This is a genomic window from Streptomyces sp. NPDC055955, assembly GCF_042270245.1.
Lineage (GTDB): Bacteria > Actinomycetota > Actinomycetes > Streptomycetales > Streptomycetaceae > Streptomyces.
The window spans coordinates 44,450-61,641 of the sequence record NZ_JBHJYS010000004.1 but is presented as its reverse complement, the minus strand read 5'-3'; the positions used below and the strand labels follow the sequence as shown (position 1 = coordinate 61,641).

At 70.9% G+C, this 17,192-nt stretch carries 11 protein-coding genes; 7 read left to right on the top strand and 4 right to left on the bottom strand.

Going from position 1 to position 17,192, the window contains the following annotated elements:
* Positions 1-48 precede the first annotated feature (48 nt).
* Positions 49-2,130 carry a SpoIIE family protein phosphatase gene (locus tag ACFC96_RS08935; RefSeq protein ID WP_376264586.1) on the top strand — a complete coding sequence of 694 codons (2,082 nt, stop codon included), beginning with the start codon at positions 49-51 and terminating at the stop codon, positions 2,128-2,130.
* Between the two features lie 9 nt (positions 2,131-2,139).
* Here the strand turns inward: ACFC96_RS08935 and ACFC96_RS08930 are convergent, their stop codons facing one another.
* Both ACFC96_RS08930 and ACFC96_RS08925 read right to left on the bottom strand, forming a co-directional pair.
* The gene (locus tag ACFC96_RS08930) at positions 2,140-3,468 is read right to left on the bottom strand and encodes an APC family permease (protein ID WP_376611044.1); all 1,329 of its coding nucleotides are present in this window, start codon (positions 3,466-3,468) and stop codon (positions 2,140-2,142) included.
* A complete protein-coding gene (locus ACFC96_RS08925) occupies positions 3,461-4,396 on the bottom strand; it encodes a carbon-nitrogen hydrolase family protein (RefSeq protein ID WP_376611042.1) in 936 nt (311 codons plus the stop codon). The genes ACFC96_RS08930 and ACFC96_RS08925 overlap by 8 nt, the downstream gene beginning before the upstream one ends.
* A gap of 142 nt (positions 4,397-4,538) precedes the next feature.
* On the opposite strand from ACFC96_RS08925, the gene ACFC96_RS08920 reads away from it, so the two are divergent.
* On the top strand, positions 4,539-5,270 hold the full coding sequence (locus tag ACFC96_RS08920; RefSeq protein ID WP_376611040.1) for a TetR/AcrR family transcriptional regulator: 732 nt from the start codon (positions 4,539-4,541) through the stop codon (positions 5,268-5,270).
* Between the two features lie 31 nt (positions 5,271-5,301).
* On the opposite strand, the gene ACFC96_RS08915 is transcribed toward ACFC96_RS08920, so the two are convergent.
* Together ACFC96_RS08915 and ACFC96_RS08910 are read right to left on the bottom strand one after the other, a co-directional pair.
* On the bottom strand, positions 5,302-6,192 hold the full coding sequence (locus tag ACFC96_RS08915; RefSeq protein WP_376611038.1) for a TetR family transcriptional regulator C-terminal domain-containing protein: 891 nt from the start codon (positions 6,190-6,192) through the stop codon (positions 5,302-5,304).
* Positions 6,193-6,206: 14 nt separating this feature from the next.
* Positions 6,207-7,601 carry a flavin monoamine oxidase family protein gene (locus tag ACFC96_RS08910; RefSeq protein WP_376611036.1) on the bottom strand — a complete coding sequence of 465 codons (1,395 nt, stop codon included), beginning with the start codon at positions 7,599-7,601 and terminating at the stop codon, positions 6,207-6,209.
* A gap of 148 nt (positions 7,602-7,749) precedes the next feature.
* Here ACFC96_RS08910 and ACFC96_RS08905 point away from each other — a divergent pair, with 148 nt between their 5' ends.
* The 5 genes from ACFC96_RS08905 (at position 7,750) to ACFC96_RS08885 (ending at position 17,099) form a co-directional block, all read left to right on the top strand.
* Positions 7,750-9,333, top strand: a complete 1,584-nt coding sequence (locus ACFC96_RS08905) for an APC family permease (RefSeq protein ID WP_376611034.1) — start codon at positions 7,750-7,752, stop codon at positions 9,331-9,333.
* A gap of 42 nt (positions 9,334-9,375) precedes the next feature.
* Positions 9,376-10,542: an acyl-CoA dehydrogenase family protein gene (locus tag ACFC96_RS08900; RefSeq protein ID WP_376266837.1), complete on the top strand. Its 1,167-nt coding sequence runs from the start codon at positions 9,376-9,378 to the stop codon at positions 10,540-10,542.
* A complete protein-coding gene (locus ACFC96_RS08895) occupies positions 10,539-12,593 on the top strand; it encodes an acetate--CoA ligase family protein (RefSeq protein ID WP_376611032.1) in 2,055 nt (684 codons plus the stop codon). The genes ACFC96_RS08900 and ACFC96_RS08895 overlap by 4 nt, the downstream gene beginning before the upstream one ends.
* Positions 12,594-12,732: 139 nt before the next feature.
* Entirely contained in the window at positions 12,733-14,745 is a 2,013-nt protein-coding gene (locus tag ACFC96_RS08890) for a phosphocholine-specific phospholipase C (protein ID WP_376611030.1), read from the top strand.
* Positions 14,746-15,074: 329 nt separating this feature from the next.
* Positions 15,075-17,099 carry an NB-ARC domain-containing protein gene (locus tag ACFC96_RS08885; RefSeq protein ID WP_376611028.1) on the top strand — a complete coding sequence of 675 codons (2,025 nt, stop codon included), beginning with the start codon at positions 15,075-15,077 and terminating at the stop codon, positions 17,097-17,099.
* The last annotated feature ends 93 nt before the right edge of the window (positions 17,100-17,192 follow it).

Below are 17,192 nucleotides of genomic sequence, written 5' to 3'. Positions count from 1 at the left end.
GAACCGGCGCGCCCACGGTCACCGAGGGTGTAAGGGCCAGGAGGTTTCATGGATCTCCCCTTCGAACCGAGCCGCGTGCCCGACACACAAAGCGATCCCGAGACCGCCGCCCACGTCGCCCTGGCGGTCAACGGCATGGGCACCTTCTCGTGGGACGTGGACGCGGGACTCATTCACTACGACGCCGGGGGCCTGGCCGTCATGGGGTTCGAGCCCGGCGAGTTCGACGGCCGGCTGACCACCCTGGGTGAGCGGATCGTGCCCAGCGAGGTGCCGGCCATCGAGGACCTGGTGGACAGGGCACTGCGGGAGCGCTCCGGATTCAGCCTCTACTTCCGGGTGCGGCATCCCGAGGGGCGACTGCAGTGGACCCACACGCAAGGTCACATCGTCCGGGACGAGCGCAACCGTCCGGTGCGGGTCATCGGGATCATCCGGGACGCGAGCCAGGAGCTGCGGGCGGTGGACCAGACCGATCTGCTGCGGCAGGCCCGGGAGGAGCGCCACCGTCCGTCCGACGTCGTCGTCCACGTCAGCGACGCCCTCGTGCCGACCGTCACCGTGGAGGACGTCGCGGAAGCCCTCACCGACTCGCGGCTGATGGAGCGGATCGGCGCCTCCAGCGTCCTGCTCGGCCTGATCGACAACGGCCGCATGGAACTGGTGGGCTCCAACGGCGTCCACGAGAGCCTCATCCAGGACTTTCACCTGGCACGTCTGAGTGAGCAGCTGCCGCTGACGGAGGCGGCCCGCACCCGCGAAGCGGTGTTCGTGACGAACAGGATGGACTTCATCGCCCGCTTTCCGGCGCTGACGCCGTACCTGTCGCACTTCCCGGACGCCGCGGCGGCGGTGTACCTGCCGCTGATCGCGCAGGACACCCCGATCGGTGCCGTCGGGCTCACCTACGAGGGGCGGGCCGGCTTCCCCCCGGACGAGCGGACCGTGCTGACGGCGCTCGGCAAGGTCATCGCCCAGTCCCTCCAGCGGGCGCTGCTCTACGACCAGGAGCACGAGCTCGCCGCGGGCCTGCAGACGGCGATGCTTCCCGGGATCCTGCCGCACGTGCCCGGCGTGCACCTCGCGACCCGATACCGGCCCACGCGGGCCCGGGGCGGCATCGGTGGCGACTGGTACGACGCGCTCACACTGCCCGACGGCCGGATCGCCGTCGTCGTCGGCGACGTGCAGGGCCACGATGTGACGGCCGCCGCCGTGATGGGACAGCTGCGTATCGCCCTGCGCGCGTACGCCGCCGAGGGGCACCCGCCGTCCACCGCCATGGCACGCGCGTCCGCCTTCCTCGCCGAACTCGACACCGACCGCTTCGCCACCTGTCTCATGGCCCTCGTCGATCCGCTGACGGGGATGACCTCGGTGGTGCGCGCGGGCCATCCGGAGCCCGTGCTGCGCGGCGCGGACGGAAGCTGTGCCTGGCTCGACATCCCCGGCGGACTCCCCCTCGGTCTCAACACACCGGGCGGCCACCCCGCGTACCCGGTCTTCGAGACCGTCGTCGAACCCGGCTCGACCCTGGTGCTGTGCACGGACGGGCTCATCGAGTCGCGCGCCGGGGACCTCGACCAGGGGCGTGAGCGTCTCCTCGACGCGCTGAGCGCCGGGCCGGGGCCGCCCGACGCGCTCGCCGACCACCTGCTGGACACCATGGCCGCCTTCACCGGCGAGGAGGACGACGTGGCTCTCCTGGTGCTGCACCGGTCCCGGGGGAAGGCGTCCCCGGCGCCGCGTATGGAGGCGGTCATCTACCCCGGCGATCCCGACGCCCTGCGCAACGCGCGGATCGCGTTGCGTGAGGCGCTGCACAGCTGGTCGCTGGAGGCTCTCAGTGACACGGCGGAACTCCTCGCCTGCGAAATGGCCACCAACGCCCTGGTGCACACCGACGGCAGCGCCACACTGACGGCCAGACCGGTACGGCACAGCGGCCGGGGCCTGCGTCTGGCCGTCAGTGACACGTCGACCGCGTCGCCCCGGCGCCGGGCCGCCCCGGAAAGGGCCACCTCCGGCCGCGGGATGATGCTCGTCGAGGAGCTCGCCACCGCCTGGGGCATCGAACCCCGCGGCAACGGCAAGACGGTGTGGTGCGAGTTGTCCCTCGATCTGGTCTAGCCACGGACCTCACGAGCTTTCTCCCATGCTCAACTCCGGTGTGGGGCGGCTGAATCCGCGGGTGAGCCAGATCAGGTGGGCGCCTCCCGCGGCGAGCCAGCACAGCCCGATGGTGAGGGCGACCGCGCTGAGCCGGGTCATCAGATAGATGGTGACGCAGGCGCCGAGCGCGGGTGCGACGACGTAGCCCAGTGCCTTCACGCCGCCCTCGCCGCGGTGGCGGACGAAGTGGACGACGACACAGGCGTTGACCGCGGTGAAGGCGAGGAACGCCCCGAAGTTGATGAACGACGTCGCGGTCGCGAGGGAGATGTCGAGGCCGAGCACACACATGGCGCCGGTGAGCAGGAGGCAGAGCACCGGGGTCTGGGTCCTCGGGTACAGCGCCCCGAAGAACCGCTTGGGCAGCACGCCGTCACGGCCCATGGTGTAGAGCAGTCGGCTGGAGCTGAGCTGGACGGCGAGGCCCGAGGCGAACCCGCCGACGATGCCGGCCATGTTGGTCCAGTCGGCGAACGTCCGGCCGCCGACCTCGACGGACATCGCGTACGAGACGACCTCCGGGTCCTCGAACACGCCGCCCGGGTGGACGAGTTGCATGACGTAGGCCACGGCGGCGAAGAGGAGTCCGCCCACCGCGATGACGAGGACGACGGCCCGGGGGATGGTGCGCCGCGCGTCGCGGGTCTCTTCGGAAAGCGTGGTCACCGCGTCGAAGCCCAGGTAGGAGTAGGCGGCGATGGCGGCGGCCGCCGAGATCCCGCCGAGGCTGCTTCCGCTGTTCCACAGCGGCTGCGTGTAGGACTTCGGCGCGTGGTGTGCGAGGTGGACGAGGCAGTACGCGACGAAGAGCAGCACGATGAACACGGCCAGGCCGGTCAGGAGCTTGTTGACGCGGTCGGTCAGGGTGAGCCCGATGATGTTGACGAGCGTGGTCAGGCCGGCGTTGAGGAGCATCCACACCCAGACCGGGATGCCGGGGAACTGGGCGTTCAGGTAGATCGACTGGACGAGCCAGGCGACCATCGGCAGGAACAGGTAGTCGAGCAGCACGGCCCAGCCGACGAGGAAGCCGACGGGTGCGCCGAACAGGTTCCTGGTGTATCCGTACGCCGATCCGGACGTCGGATAGTGGCGGGCCATCTTCGCGTAGCTCAGGGCGGTGAGGAACATGGCGCCCGTGGCGACGAGGAGCGCGGTCGGCGCGGCGCCCGAGCTGGCCGCGGAGATCACACCGAAGATCACCATGACCATGCTGGGCGCCATGTAGGCGAGGCCGAAGGTGACCACCGACGTCAGCGAGAGCTTCGGGGTGAGGCTCACCGAGGTGTCACTCATCGCCGGACTCCTCGGCGGGGCGCTCCGGGACCGTGTGTCCGGTGGGGCGCAGCTCGTCCGGGGTTTCGCGGGAGACGGCGGGCCGCCAGGTGGCGGGGTCGATGCGGCCGTTGTAGAGCGGCAGCTCCAGCGGGGTGTCGCCGGCGGTGAAGTGGTCCCACGGCCAGGAGTCCCCGCAGGTCCCGAACTTCCGCGCGGCGGCGACGCGGTCGAAGTCGACGACGCTGGTCAGCGTGACGTCCTCCATGCCGGCGGCGGAGACCTGGACGTGTCCCTCGGGGTCCACGAGGAGGCTGCGGCCGTGGGCCGTGGGGGCCGCGCCGTTCACGCTGGCCACCCAGACCTGGTTGACGATCGCGTTGGCCTGGTTGATCGGGATTTCCTGTGCGCGTCCCGCGGTCGGCGTCTGGACCACGTTGATCACCAGCTCGGCGCCCATCCAGGCGAGATGGCGGGTGAGCTCGGGGTACCAGCTGTCATAGCAGATCGAGAGGCCGACGCGGCCGTGTCCGGGTATGTCGAAGACGACGAAGTCCCGGCCGACGCACACCGGTTCGTAGGGGCGCCAGGTGAAGATCTTCCGGTAACGCGCGACGAGTTCACCGTCCGGGTTGTAGACCACGGCGGTGTTGTAGACGCTGCCGTCCGCGTCGCGTTCGAGGACCGTCCCGGGGACGAGCCAGATGCCCAGCTCGCGGGCCAGGGCCCCCAGCGCCTTTCCGCGCATGCCGTCCAGCGGCTCCGCGTGGGCGTCGTACAGCTCCTGCGCGGACATCGAGTCCGTGCCCAGCGAGTAGAGATGCGCCTCGGGATAGACGACGAGGTCGGCCGCGTTGGGCGACTTCATGCGCAGTCGCAGGCCCTCGGCGAACTGCTCGAAGGATTCCGCTGGCGCCTGGACAAGGGCGAGACGTAGGTGGCGGCTCATGGGGTTCCTGACTCTGGTGGACGGACCGGCACGAGCACTCGACGGCCTGCCGATCGGTGTGACGGGGACACGGAACCCGATCCGCAACGCTGTTGTCAACGGTGTTGTCATTTCTGCCGGCGCCCCTTGGTAAAGTTCCGCCATGGTGAAGAACACCGCGACCGCGGCCCCGACCGAGCGGTCCGGGGGCGACGCGGCCCGGCAGCCCACGCGGCGGGAGCGCAGGACCCTGCGGCAGGAGGCGGCGGTGAACGCCGCGTTCACGCTCGCCGAGCGGGAGGGTGTCGCCGGCCTGACGATGCGCAGGCTCGGCCAGGAGCTGGACGTCGACGCGGCGGTGCTCTACCGGCTGTTCCGCGACAAGGACGAGCTGCTCCTCGCCGTGTGCGAGCGCACCATCGAGACCATCCTCGGCGAGATCGGCGAGGTGCCCGGCGACGAGCCCTGGCAGGACACGCTGCGCCGGATCGCCGAGGCTACCTGGCAGGTGCAGACCCGCTTCCCGGCGATCACCGTGCTCACCTTCGCGCGCACCACGGGAGGGCCGTGCGAGGCCCGGCTGGTCGAGCTTCAGCTCGCCACGTTCACGCGCGCGGGGCTCGCCCCCGCCGAGGCCGTCCTGTACTACAGGACCTTCGTCGACACCTCCCTCGGACTCTGCGCCCACTCCGCGGCGCTCAGCTCACTGGACCCCGAGGTACGGGAGAAGGACGCCAGCGCGTGGACGCGGGTCTACGCGCATCTGCCCGCGGACGAGTACCCGGCCACTCGGGCCCACATCGGCCAACTCGGCTCCGTCAGCCAGAAGGCCCTCTACGACACCGCGGTGGAAGCGGTCGTCGCCGCGATCGAGAGGGCCGCCGGCGACCGGTGACGCGAGGCCGAAAGGCCTGCGTCGAGTGCCCCTAGCGCAGCGTGAGGTACGGCTCGAAGGCGTCCAGGAGCAGCTCGCGCATCCGTGCCGCGTCCATGTCGCCCGTCCCCGCGAGGACCTGGATGGCCATGCCGTCGACCATGCTGGTGAAGCGGCTGGCCATGGCTTCCGCGTCCGCGCCCTGTGCCATCCCCTCCTGCTGGCAGGTCCGCAGCAGGTCGAGGACGATCTCGCGCCAGCGGACGTGGACGCCCTTCTGGCCTTCCCTGAGGGTCGGGTCGAGGATGGCCTCGTTCCACGACTGCACCCACACCGACCACTCGTCGGCGTCCTCGTCGGTCGTCGTCAGCTGTACCTCGATCAGCCGGCGCAGCTTCTCGACGGTGGTGTCGGCCGTCCTGAACTCCTCTTCGAGGCGCGCGTGGAAGCGGTCGGCGTAGAAGACGAGGGCGGCCCGCAGCGCGTCGTCCTTCGTCGGGAAGTGGTAGTGGACGGTGCCGGTGCTGGTTCCGCACGCGCGGGCGATGTCGGCGACCCGTACCTTGTGGAACCCGCGGCGGGCGATGAGGCGGGCGGTGGCTTCCAGGATCTGGGCGCGGCGGAGGTCGGCGTCCACGGCGTCGGCGCGGCGGCGGGCCGGCTGCCCGCCACCCGCACCGCCGCGCGCGACGGGCGGCTTTCCCGCGCCGGTCCGCAGATACCGCTGCGACACCTTGCCCACCTGCGCGATCGCGGCGACCTCGTGGTCCTGGAGACGGCGGTTGCCGCGCAGGGCCTTGGACAGCGCGGTGGGATCCATGCCCACGCGGTCGGCGAACTCCCGTTGGCTGATGGGCGCCGAGAGCACCACGAGCCGCGCCCGGTCCGCCAGGGTCGCGGTGTCGTCCGCGATGTCCTCCGTCCCGCCTTGGATCGACGTCATTGCGCTGGGTCCGTTCAGCCTTCCGCTTGCGATGAGAGTGCCGACACGACCTCGTCGGCCGCGCGCAGGCCCGACGAAAGGGCACCGTCGATGTAGCCGTTCCACACACTAGCCGTCTCGGTTCCGGCCCAGTGCACCGTCCCGGCGGGTTCCCGCCAGCCGCGACGGCCGTATCCCGTCCAGCCGCCGGGAGTCACGTACGCCTCGTAGCCGCCCTTCGCGAAGGCGTCCCGTGACCAGATTTTCTCCGTGTAGTCGAGCGGACGTGCCGCGCGCTCCCCGACGACGGTGGTGAAGCTCGCCAGTACGGCCGCGCGGCGGCCCGCGTCGTCGAGTTCGCTCCAGTCGGTGACCCGGTCGCCGTACACGAATCCGACGAGCACGCCACGGGAGGCGTCGTCCGGCGAGTTGTCGAACACGACGCCGACCGGCCCGTCGTCGTAGAGCGTGGCCACGCCCGAGAGTCCGGCGGCCCGCCAGAACGGGGTGTCGTACACCGCGTGGACCTTGGCGACGCGTCCCATCGGGCTGTGGGACAGCCAGCCGTCCCTGCTGACGGGGAGCCCCGGGGTGAAGCCGATGGTGCGGACCGCCTGGGGCGGCAGCGCGACGATCGCCCTGCGGGCCTCGTACACGGTGGACGCCGTCCTCACGCGGACGCCGCCCTCGTCGTACTCGATCGACTGCACCTGCTCGCCGAGTCGGACGCGCGCGCCGAGCAGCTCGGCGACGGCGTGCGCCGGGCCCGCCGCACCGGTGACGAAGCGGCTGTCCTGGGCGCAGTCCCGCGTCTCCATGAGCTGCTCGTAGCCGCCGGCGGCGGCGATGTAGAACAGCACGTGGAAGAGGGAGATCTCGTACGGCTCCGCGCACCACAGGCCCTGCACGGCGAGTGCCAGCCGGCGCCGGGCGTCCGGATCGTCGGTCTGCGCACGGAAGAACGACTCGGCCGTCTGGGCGTCCCACTCCGCGCATCGCGGGGTGCGCCAGGGCTGTCGGGTGTCCACGGTCCGGGCGAGTTCGTCGAGGACTTCGCTGACGCGGGTGTACTCCGCGATGCCGGGGCCGTCGGCCGGTGCCGCGCCGAGGTAGGGGACGGTGCCGCCGTCGTGCCACACCTCGACATGCTTGCCCGTCTCCCAGGTCGGGAAGGTGGCGCAGCCGAAGCGGTCGGCGAGGGCGAGCAGATGTGTCTGGGTCGGGCCGACCCACTGGCCGCCGTGATCGAGCGTCACGCCGTCCGCGCGGATCTCGGTGAGCACACGGCCGCCCACCCGGTGGGCGGCCTCGACGAGTGTGAAGTCGACGCCCGCGTCGTGGAGTCGAAGAGCTGCGGCCAGTCCCGCGTAGCCGCCGCCCACGACGACCACCTCGGATTCGACCAGGTCCATTTCGGTCTGTTCCCACATGGCCGCAGAGCATGTCGCAAGACTGATCGGTGAGTCAATCGTTGCGATGAATCTGTCCGGAAACCTTGACACGCCTTTCCTCGCCAGCATCATTGACCCACGCATCAATCTTGCGATTCGCCGCCCACCCCGGACAGGGGGTTCACCCATGGCAACGTCACCTGACACCACTTCGGAAGCCGCACCCGACAGCTCGCAGGAAAAGGGCCTGCGCACCGGTGCCCTCGGCATGACCACGAGCCTGATCCTCTCGGTGGCGTCCGCCGCCCCCGCCTACAGCCTCGCCGCGACCCTCGCGTTCATCGTCGCCTTCGTCGGATTCCAGGCGCCGTCGATCGTCGTGCTCGCGTTCGTCCCGATCCTGTTCGTCTCCTTCGGCTACGCCGCCCTCAACCGCCAGGAGCCGGACTGCGGAACCATCTTCACCTGGGCCACCCGCGTCCTCGGCCCGCGCGTCGGCTTCATGGGCGGCTGGGCGATCATCACCTCGTTCACCCTGGTGATGGCCAGCCTGGCCCAGGTCGCCGGCCAGTACGTGTTCATCCTCTTCGGCGCGAAAGGCATCGGATCCGACCCGTCCAGCCCCTGGGTCCTCCTGGTGGGACTCGGCTGGATCGCCCTCATGACGGCCGTCTGCTACCGCGGCATCGAGGTGGCCGCCGCCGTCCAACGCGCCCTGCTCTTCCTCGAGTTCGCCATGCTCGCCGTCTTCTCCGTGGTCGCCCTCGTACGCGTCTACACCGGGAACGCCGCCGCCGGCGCACGCCATCCGCACTGGTCGTGGCTCAACCCGTTCGAGATCTCCTCACCCAGCGCATTCGTCAGCGGCCTCGTCCTGATGCTGTTCATCTACTGGGGCTGGGAGACCGCGCTCACCGTCAACGAAGAGACCACCGACCGGCACCGGACACCCGGCGTCGCCGCCGTCTCCTCCACAGTCATGCTGCTCGTGCTCTATCTCGTCGCGACCGTGGCGACCCTGGCCTTCGCCGGCATCGGCACGACCGGCGCGGGGCTCGGCAACCCCGACAACTTCGGTGACGTGTTCTCCGCCATCGGCAAGGCCGTCTTCGGCGACAGCGGCCTCGGCTCCTTCCTCTGGCATCTGCTCGTCCTGATGGTGCTGTCCTCCGCCGCCGCGTCCACCGAGACGACCGTGCTCTCCCTGGGGCGCACGCTCCTGGCCATGGGCGGCCGCGGAGCCGCGCCGCGCATCTTCGCGAAGGTCCACCCGCGCTACTCGATCCCGCAGTTCAGCACCATCGCCACCGGAGCCGCGGGAGCGATCTGCTATGTCGTCATGAACTTCCTGAGCGACGGCCAGGTCATCGGCGACGCCGTCTCCTCCTGCGGGCTCATGATCGCGTTCTACTACGGCCTCACAGGCCTCACCTCGGCCTGGGCCCACCGCGCCGAGTGGCGACAGGGTGCCGCCGACTTCTGGCTGCGCCTGACCTTGCCCGCGATCGGCGGCCTGACCCTCGTCGCGGCCGGTCTGTGGAGCCTGAAGAACGACTGGGACCCGGTGAACAGCTACACGTCCTGGACCCTCCCCTTCGCACCCCACTGGCGCATCGGCGGAGTCTTCATCATCGGAGTCGGGACTCTCCTCCTCGGCTACCTGCTGATGCTGGCGTACGGGCGCGTCGCGCCACGGTTCTTCACCGGCACGCCCCAGGAGAGCGCGGCCGTCGCCGAGCACCGACCCCCGCGCGAGCGCCTCCCTCAGTGAATGTCACAGCCCCTCAGCAACCCTCCCACCACGGAGTTCGTCATGCCCTTCCCCGTACGTGACGCACTCGGCCTCTCCGCCGAGCAGCACGACTTCATCCGGCTCGCCCGCGACTTCGCCGCCGCCGAGATCCGCCCCCGCGCCCGCGCCGTCGACGACGCCCAGACCGAGTCACCGCTGGACCTGTGGGACAAGGCCGCCAGGACGGGCCTGGCCGCTTTCATGATCCCCGCGGAGTTCGGCGGCGGCGGAGTGACCGACATGGTCACGCAGGTGCTCGTCCAGCAGGAGCTGTGCCACGGCGACATCGGCATCGGGAACCTGCTGACCTCCAGCGGCTTCTTCGCCGACCCCGTCCTCGAGCTCGGCACACAGGCGCAGAAGGAGCGCTGGCTGCGGCCGCTCACCACCGACACGCCCCCGTTGACCGCGCTCGCCGTCACCGAACCTGACCACGGCTCGGACGCCGCCGGCATCCGCACCCGCGCGGTGCGCGACGGAGACCACTACGTGCTCAGCGGCCAGAAGGCGTGGATCTCCAACGCCCCTTACGCACAGCGGTTCGTCGTGTTCGCCACGGTCGACCCGTCGCTCCGCGCGCGTGGCGTGACCGCGTTCGTCATCGACCGGGACACGCCCGGACTGACCGTGGGCAAGCCGATGCGCAAGATGGGGCAGCGCGCCATCGTCAACGCCGAGGTGTTCCTGGACAACGTACGCGTCCCCGCCGCGGACCGGCTCGGCGCAGAGGGCCAGGGTTTCTCCGGGCTGATGCGCACGTTCGACGCCTCCCGGATCCTGATCGGCGCCTCCTGCGCGGGCCTGTGCCGTGCCGCTCTCGACCTGGCCGTGGAGTACGCCCAGGAGCGCGTGCAGTTCGGCGTGCCCGTCATCGAGCACCAGGCGGTCGCGTTCCGTCTCGCCGACATGGCGACCCGCGCCGACACCGCCCATCTGGTGACGATGCGCGCGGCGCGCCTCTTCGACCAGGGCGAGAAGGTCACCGTCGAGTCGGCGATGGCGAAGCTGACCGGCTCGGAGAACGCCATGTTCAACACGTGGGCCGCCGTGCAGACGCTGGGCGGCTGGGGCTACTCGCAGGAGTTCCTCGCCGAGAAGTGGATGCGTGACGCGAAGCTGGAGGAGATCGAGGAAGGCACCTCCGACATCCAGCGGCTGGTCATCTCCCGGGCGCTCGCGAAGTCATGACCGCACTCGACGTCTTCCGCGCCCCGGAGTCGGTCGCCGTCGTCGGCGCCACCGACAACCCGGCCAAGTGGGGCCACTGGCTCGCCCGCGGTGCCGTCGCGGGCGCCCACCGGCGCCGCGTGCACCTGGTCAACACGCGCGGCGGCCAGGTCCTCGGCCGCCGCACCCTTCCGGGCCTCGACGCGCTGCCCGAGGTCCCCGACCTGGTCGCCTTCGCCGTCCCCGCCCCCGTCCTCGCCGACGGTGTCTCCCGAGCCGTCGCGCTCGGCGTACCCGGCCTGCTCGCGATCACGGCGGGCGTCGAGGACGAGGCCGCGATCGGTGACGTCGTCGCCGCGAGCGGGACCCGGCTGCTCGGGCCGAACTGCCTGGGCCTCTACGACGCGTCGAGCGAACTGGAGCTGGCCTGGGGCCGGTTCACCCCCGGCAGCCTCGCGATCGTGTCGCAGAGCGGACAGCTGGGACTGGAGATCGCGGGGATGGCCGCGAGCGCGGGCATCGGTGTATCCCGGTTCGTCTCCGTCGGCAGCCAGCTCGACGTGTGTGCCGCCGAACTGCTCGCCGACCTGGCCCACCACGAAGCCACTCGCATCGTCGCCGTCTATCTGGAGAGCTTCGGCGACGGCGAGCGGCTCCTGGACGCCCTGGACCGTCTGCGTGAGGCGGGCAAGCCGGTGCTCCTGCTGACGGTCGGCGCCAGCAGGGCCGCGCGACAGGCGGCCCGCTCGCACACCGGGTCCATGACGTCAGGCATCGACGTCGTGGACGCAGCCTGCCGCACGGTCGGTGCCGTTCGCGTCGACACACCGGCCCAACTCGTGGACACAGCAAAGCTGTTGACCAGTTGCGGGCCGGTGCGGGGGCGTCGGGTCGCGATCGTGGCCGACAGCGGCGGACAGGGGGCCGTCGCCGCGGACACCGCGTCACGACTCGGCCTGACCGTCGCCGAGTTCCCCCCGGCGGTCCAGGAGCGCCTCGCGGAACGGCTGCCGCCGCACGCCGCGGTCGCGAACCCCGTCGACCTCGCCGGCGCGGGTGAGGACGACATCTCCACGTACGCGTCGACACCGGCGGTCCTCGCCGACAGCTCGGTCACCGACGCCGTCGTGCTCAGCGGCTACTTCGGCAGCTACGGTCGCGACATCCCCGAACACCAGGCGGCCGAGTCGCAGGTCGCGCGAGCCATCGGCTCCCTGGCCGCCGAGCGGGCGATTCCGGTCGTGGTCCACTCGATGGCCGAACACACCAGAACAGTACGGGAGTTGAACGCGGCGGGGGTCCCGACCTTCGCCGACGTCGAGGCGGCGCTGCGGGCGGTGGCGACGGCGCACCGCTTCACTCAGGCACCCCGTCCGCGCGCAGGCCGTACACCCGCGCAGGGGCGTCAAGCACCTCCAGGCAGCGGGTATCTCGCCGCCCGGCGCGTGCTGTCCGACAAGGGGATCCCGTTCCCGCCCGCGGTCGGGATCGCGCCGGGTGCGCCTGATCCCGGCGGCGCGATGCGGTCCCTCTCGCCTCCGGTCGTACTCAAAGCCGACTGGCTGGAGCACAAGACGGAGCACGGCGGTGTCGCGACCGGGCTCGGCGACACCGCCGCGCTCGGCGTCGCGTACGACGACATGGTGGCGCGGCTCGGGTGCCACGGGTACGTGGTCGAGGAGATGGACCGGCGCACCGACGTGGTCGAAGTGATCGTCGCCGCTCGGCGCGACCCGTCGTTCGGTCCGGTCGTCGTGGTCGGCGCCGGCGGAGTCCAGGCGGAGCTCACCCAGGACGTCGCGCTCGAACTCGCCCCCTGCTCCCACGCGACCGCGCGCGAGATGATCCGCCGGCTCCGGTCCTGGCCGCTGCTGGCCGGCTGGCGCGGCAGACGGCCGGTCGACGTCGACGGCTTGGCGGCGGTCGTCGTCGCCGTCTCCGAGCTGATCGCCGACCGCGGCGACCTCGGCGAGATCGAGCTCAACCCGGTCCGCGTCTCACCGGAGGGAGCCCTCGCGGTCGATGCCCTCGTCATCGGGGTACCGGTCCCCGACAGCCCTTGCCCTGCCTGACCGGGTTCCGGCCGGCGACCACCGGCCGGAACCCGGTGTTCACAAATTCGACCACGTAGAGGTCTAGCCGCAGACCATTAAGTGTCGGCACTCTTGCGCCCGTTGTGTCAGGACGTACGCGTGAGACAAGGGTGAACCGATGACACCGATCAGCCGCAGAGGTTTTGTCGCGCTGGGCGCCGGGATCGCGGCCGGCGCCGCGCTGCCCGCCACCAGAGCGGACGCAGCCACCACGGGCACCGTCAAGGACGTCAAGCACGTGGTGATCCTCATGCAGGAGAACCGCAGTTTCGACCACTACTTCGGCCGCCTCAAGGGCGTCCGCGGGTTCGGCGACCGCAGCGGCATCACGCTCTCCGGCGGGCAGCCCGTCTTCAACCAGCCGAACGGGACGGGCCGCCAGTACCCGTGGAAGCTCAGCTCCACCCCGGCCGCGGGCGGCGTGGACGGCGAGACACTCGCCCAGTGCAACGGCGATCTTCCGCACAGCTGGACCTCCCAGCACTCCGCGTGGAACAAGGGCCGGCTCGACCACTGGGTCGCCGGCGTCGGCAACGTGCGCAGCCTCGGCTACCTGGACCGGGGCGACATACCGTTCCACTACGCGCTGGCCGACAACTACACCGTCTGCGACGCCTACTTCAGCTCCACCCTCAGCGCCACCGGGCCCAACCGCACCTATCTGTGGAGCGGCAAGGTCGACGGCTCCAGCTACGACGGCGGCGACGAGTCGGGGCTGACCTGGGAGACGTACGCCGAGGCGCTCCAGCGGGCCGGTGTCACCTGGAAGGTCTACCAGAATGCCAATGACAACTACGGCGACAACGGTCTCGCCTACTTCTCGAAGATCGCCGGCGCCGCGCCCGGTGACCCGCTGCACGACCGCGGCATGGCCTCCGTCCCCGCGGTGACCGGTTCCACGCCGGACGACATCGCCGCCGCGATCAAGGCGGACGCGCTGGCCGGCAACCTCCCCCAGGTCTCCTGGGTCGTCGCCAACCAGGCGTTCTCCGAGCACCCCTACGCCCCGCCCGGCGACGGAGCCCACTTCGTGGACCTCGTCTACCGCGCCCTGGCCGCGTCCCCCGAGGTGTTCGACTCCACCGTCCTCTTCCTCAACTACGACGAGAACGACGGCTTCTTCGACCACGTGCCCCCGCCGTCCCCTCCCGCCGGCACAGCGGGTGAGTTCCTCGACGGAACCCCCTTCGGTCTCGGCTTCCGTGTCCCGATGGTCGTCATGTCCCCGTGGACCAGGGGCGGTTGGGTCTCCTCGGAGGTGTTCGACCACACGTCCGTCCTGCGGTTCATGGAGACCTGGACGACCGCGCTCGGCACCCCGGCGACCTGCCCCAACATCAGCGCGTGGCGCCGCAGGGTCACCGGCGACCTGACCGGCGTGTTCGACTTCACCCGGCCCGTGTACGGAATGCCGTCCGGCCTGCCCGCCACCAAGGTCATCGGGTACGACACCTGCGGCCCGCTGCCCAACCCCGCGCCGCAGACGAACGCCCTGCCCAGCCAGGAACCCGGCACCCGCCCCGCGCGCGCCCTCCCGTACCAGCCGAACGGCAACCTCGACCACTTCGAGTTCGGCGCCGCAGGCAAGATCCTCGCGTGGTTCTCCATGGCGAACCAGGGCTCCCCGGCACGCAGCGCCGCCCACCTCTCCATCCACCCGAACGCCTACCGCGACACGACGCCGTGGCAGTACACGGTCGACGCGGGCGGCACGGCCACGGACTTCTTCAACATCGGCACGGGATCCGGGGCGGGCGCCTACGACATCACGATGGCGGGACCGAACCGTTTCCTGCGCCGCTTCACGGGCGATGCCACGAAGGCGGGCAAGGCGATCGAGGTCGCCGCCCGGTACGCCGTGGAGTCCGGCACCGGCAAGATGGCCATCTGGTTCAAGATGGTCAACTCGGGTTCCGCGTCAGCCCAGTTCACCATCACGTCGAACAACTACCGTACGGACGGGCCGTGGAACTACACGGTCCCCGCCGGCGGCTCGACGGAGGACTTCTTCAACGCCGTGGCGAACCAGAACGGTTGGTACGACTTCACGATCACGTCCAGCACGGACACGACGTGGTCCCGCCGCTACACGGGCCACATCGAGACCGGCGCGGCGTCCGTCAGCGGCTGATCCCCCGGCCGCGCCCGCGGCGAACGACGCGGGTGGCGGGGCGGCGGGGCGGTCGGTCAGATGGCCGGTCGGCGGGGCAGTCGGCCAGATGGCCGGTCGGCGGGGCAGTCGGCCAGAAGGCGGGGCGGTCGGTCTGACGGCCGGTCGGCGGGTCGGTCGGTCAGCCGTCGATCGGCCGGTCGGGAGCATCCAGCCCGGCCGGCCCGCTCCCCTTCACCGGCTGACCGATCACCAACTGATACTGATCGCTTTTGACCGTTTCTCGCGAGGGGGTGGGGCCGCGCGCAGCCGCACGGCAGGATGGGCGCGTGGTAGGCAACCTCCCCGTCATGACGACCAGTTTCGTCGGCCGCGACAGCGAACTGACCGCTGTCGCACGGTCGTTGGAGGAACACCGGCTGGTCACGCTCACCGGCAGCGGCGGTGTCGGAAAGAGCCGGCTCGCGCTGCGCACCGCCGAGGAGGTGCGGGGCGCGTACGCGGACGGGGTCTGGTGGGCCGATCTCTCCCATCTCTACGACGACCGGCTGTTCACCGCCACGGTCTCCGACGCCGTCGGTCTCTTGGACCACAATCCGCGTGCCCCCATCGAGGCGCTGAGCGAGTGGCTGGCCGGACGACGCGTCCTCCTCGTCCTCGACTGCTGCGAGCGCGTCCTCGACGCCTGCTGGGGCCTGGTGACCGAACTCCTCACCGTCGCCCCGAACCTGACCGTCCTCGCCACCAGCAGGGAGCCCCTCGCGGTCCGGGGCGAGCACTGCATCGAGGTGACCCCACTGTCGACGGGCGGCGAGGAGGGCGGTTCCGACGAGGCGGTGCGCCTGTTCCGCGAGCGGTGTGCCACGGACGCGCCGGACGTCGCGCTCGACTCCGCCCAGGCCGCCGACACGATCTCCCGCATCTGCCGCCGCCTCGAAGGCATCCCCCTGGCCGTCGAGCTGGCCTGCGCACGACTGCGCGAGAACAGCCTCGACGAGATCGCCGAGCGGCTGACCTCCCGCCTGGACACCCTCGTCGACGACACGATCTGGCCCAAGCGCCACCGCGCCCTGCGCACCGCGATCGGCTGGAGCCACGAACTGTGCGCGCCGCTCGAACGCCTTCTGTGGGCCAGGCTCTCCGTGTTCCACGGCCCTGTCGACGAGGCGGACGCCCAGTCCGTCTGCGCGGGCGGCCCCCTCGGCGCGGACGAGATCCCCACGCTCCTGGAACGGCTCGCCGACCAGTCGGTCCTGCAACGGGACGGCACCCGCTTCCGGATGCTCGACACGCTGCGCGAGTACGGTGCCCTGTGGCTCCACGAACTGGGCGAGCAGCACGCCGTGGCCGAGCGCCACGCCGCACATTTCGCCGGCATCGTCGAGCAGGCCGAGGCCGGCTGGCTCAGCGACCGGCAGGTCGCCTGGTACAACCGCATCTCCGACAGTCACGCCGACGTACGCGCCGCGCTCGACCACCTCTTCACTCAGGACGCGGACACGGCCGTCGAAATGGCGGGACGCACCGGCCTGTTCTGGCCCTGCTGCGGACACCTGTACGAGTCCCGTGACTATCTGGAACGCGCCCTGCGACTCGACACGCCCCAGGGTCCGTCCCGCACCCGCGCCCTGTGGGCGCTCGGCATCACCCTCACCCTCCAGGGCGACCACCAGACCGCCCTGCGGGTCGGCGAGGAGTGCGCCCTCGCCGCGCAGCAGGACGACACCCCCGAATCCGTACTCTTCGCCGCCCACACCCTCGGCCTCACGCACCTCATGACGGGGCACCCGCAGGACGCGTACGACGTCAGTGAGCACGCCCTGAGCACGTACGCCCGCACACCGCCGACCGGTGCCCCCCAGCTCTGCTGCTTGGTGATCAGAGCCTTCGCCCTTTCCGCCCTGGGCCGCCTCGACGAGGCGCACGAGAAGGCCAGCAGCCTGCGCCGCCTCAGCCACGAGTACGGCGAACACTGGGCACGGTCCTACGCGGACCACCAACTCGCCTTCATCAACCTCCTCCAGGGCCGCCCGCACGAGGCCGAGATCCACGCCCGCGCCATGCTCACCAGCAAGCACAACCTCAACGACAACCTGGGGATCGCCCTCGGCCTCGACCTGCTCACCGGCGCCAACGCGGCCCAGGGCAACGGTCTCGAAGCCGCCCGCACCTCCGGTACCGGCCACGCCTACTGGCGCATGCTCGGCCACCCGAACCGCGGCACCCCGGAGCTCTCGGAGATCCGCGACCAGTGGGAGCAACAGGCCCGGAAGGCGGCAGGTGACACCGCGTACGACACGGCGTACCACCGCGCCTTGACGGACGACGCCGAACACGGTCTCGCCCACGCGCTCCAGGGACACGCCAGTCCCTGACCCCGCCGCACGAGACGGAGCACGCCGTTCGCCGACCGTAGGACCATTTGTGTACCCCGGCCCGCCGACACGTCCGCAGGCTCGAACGGTGGC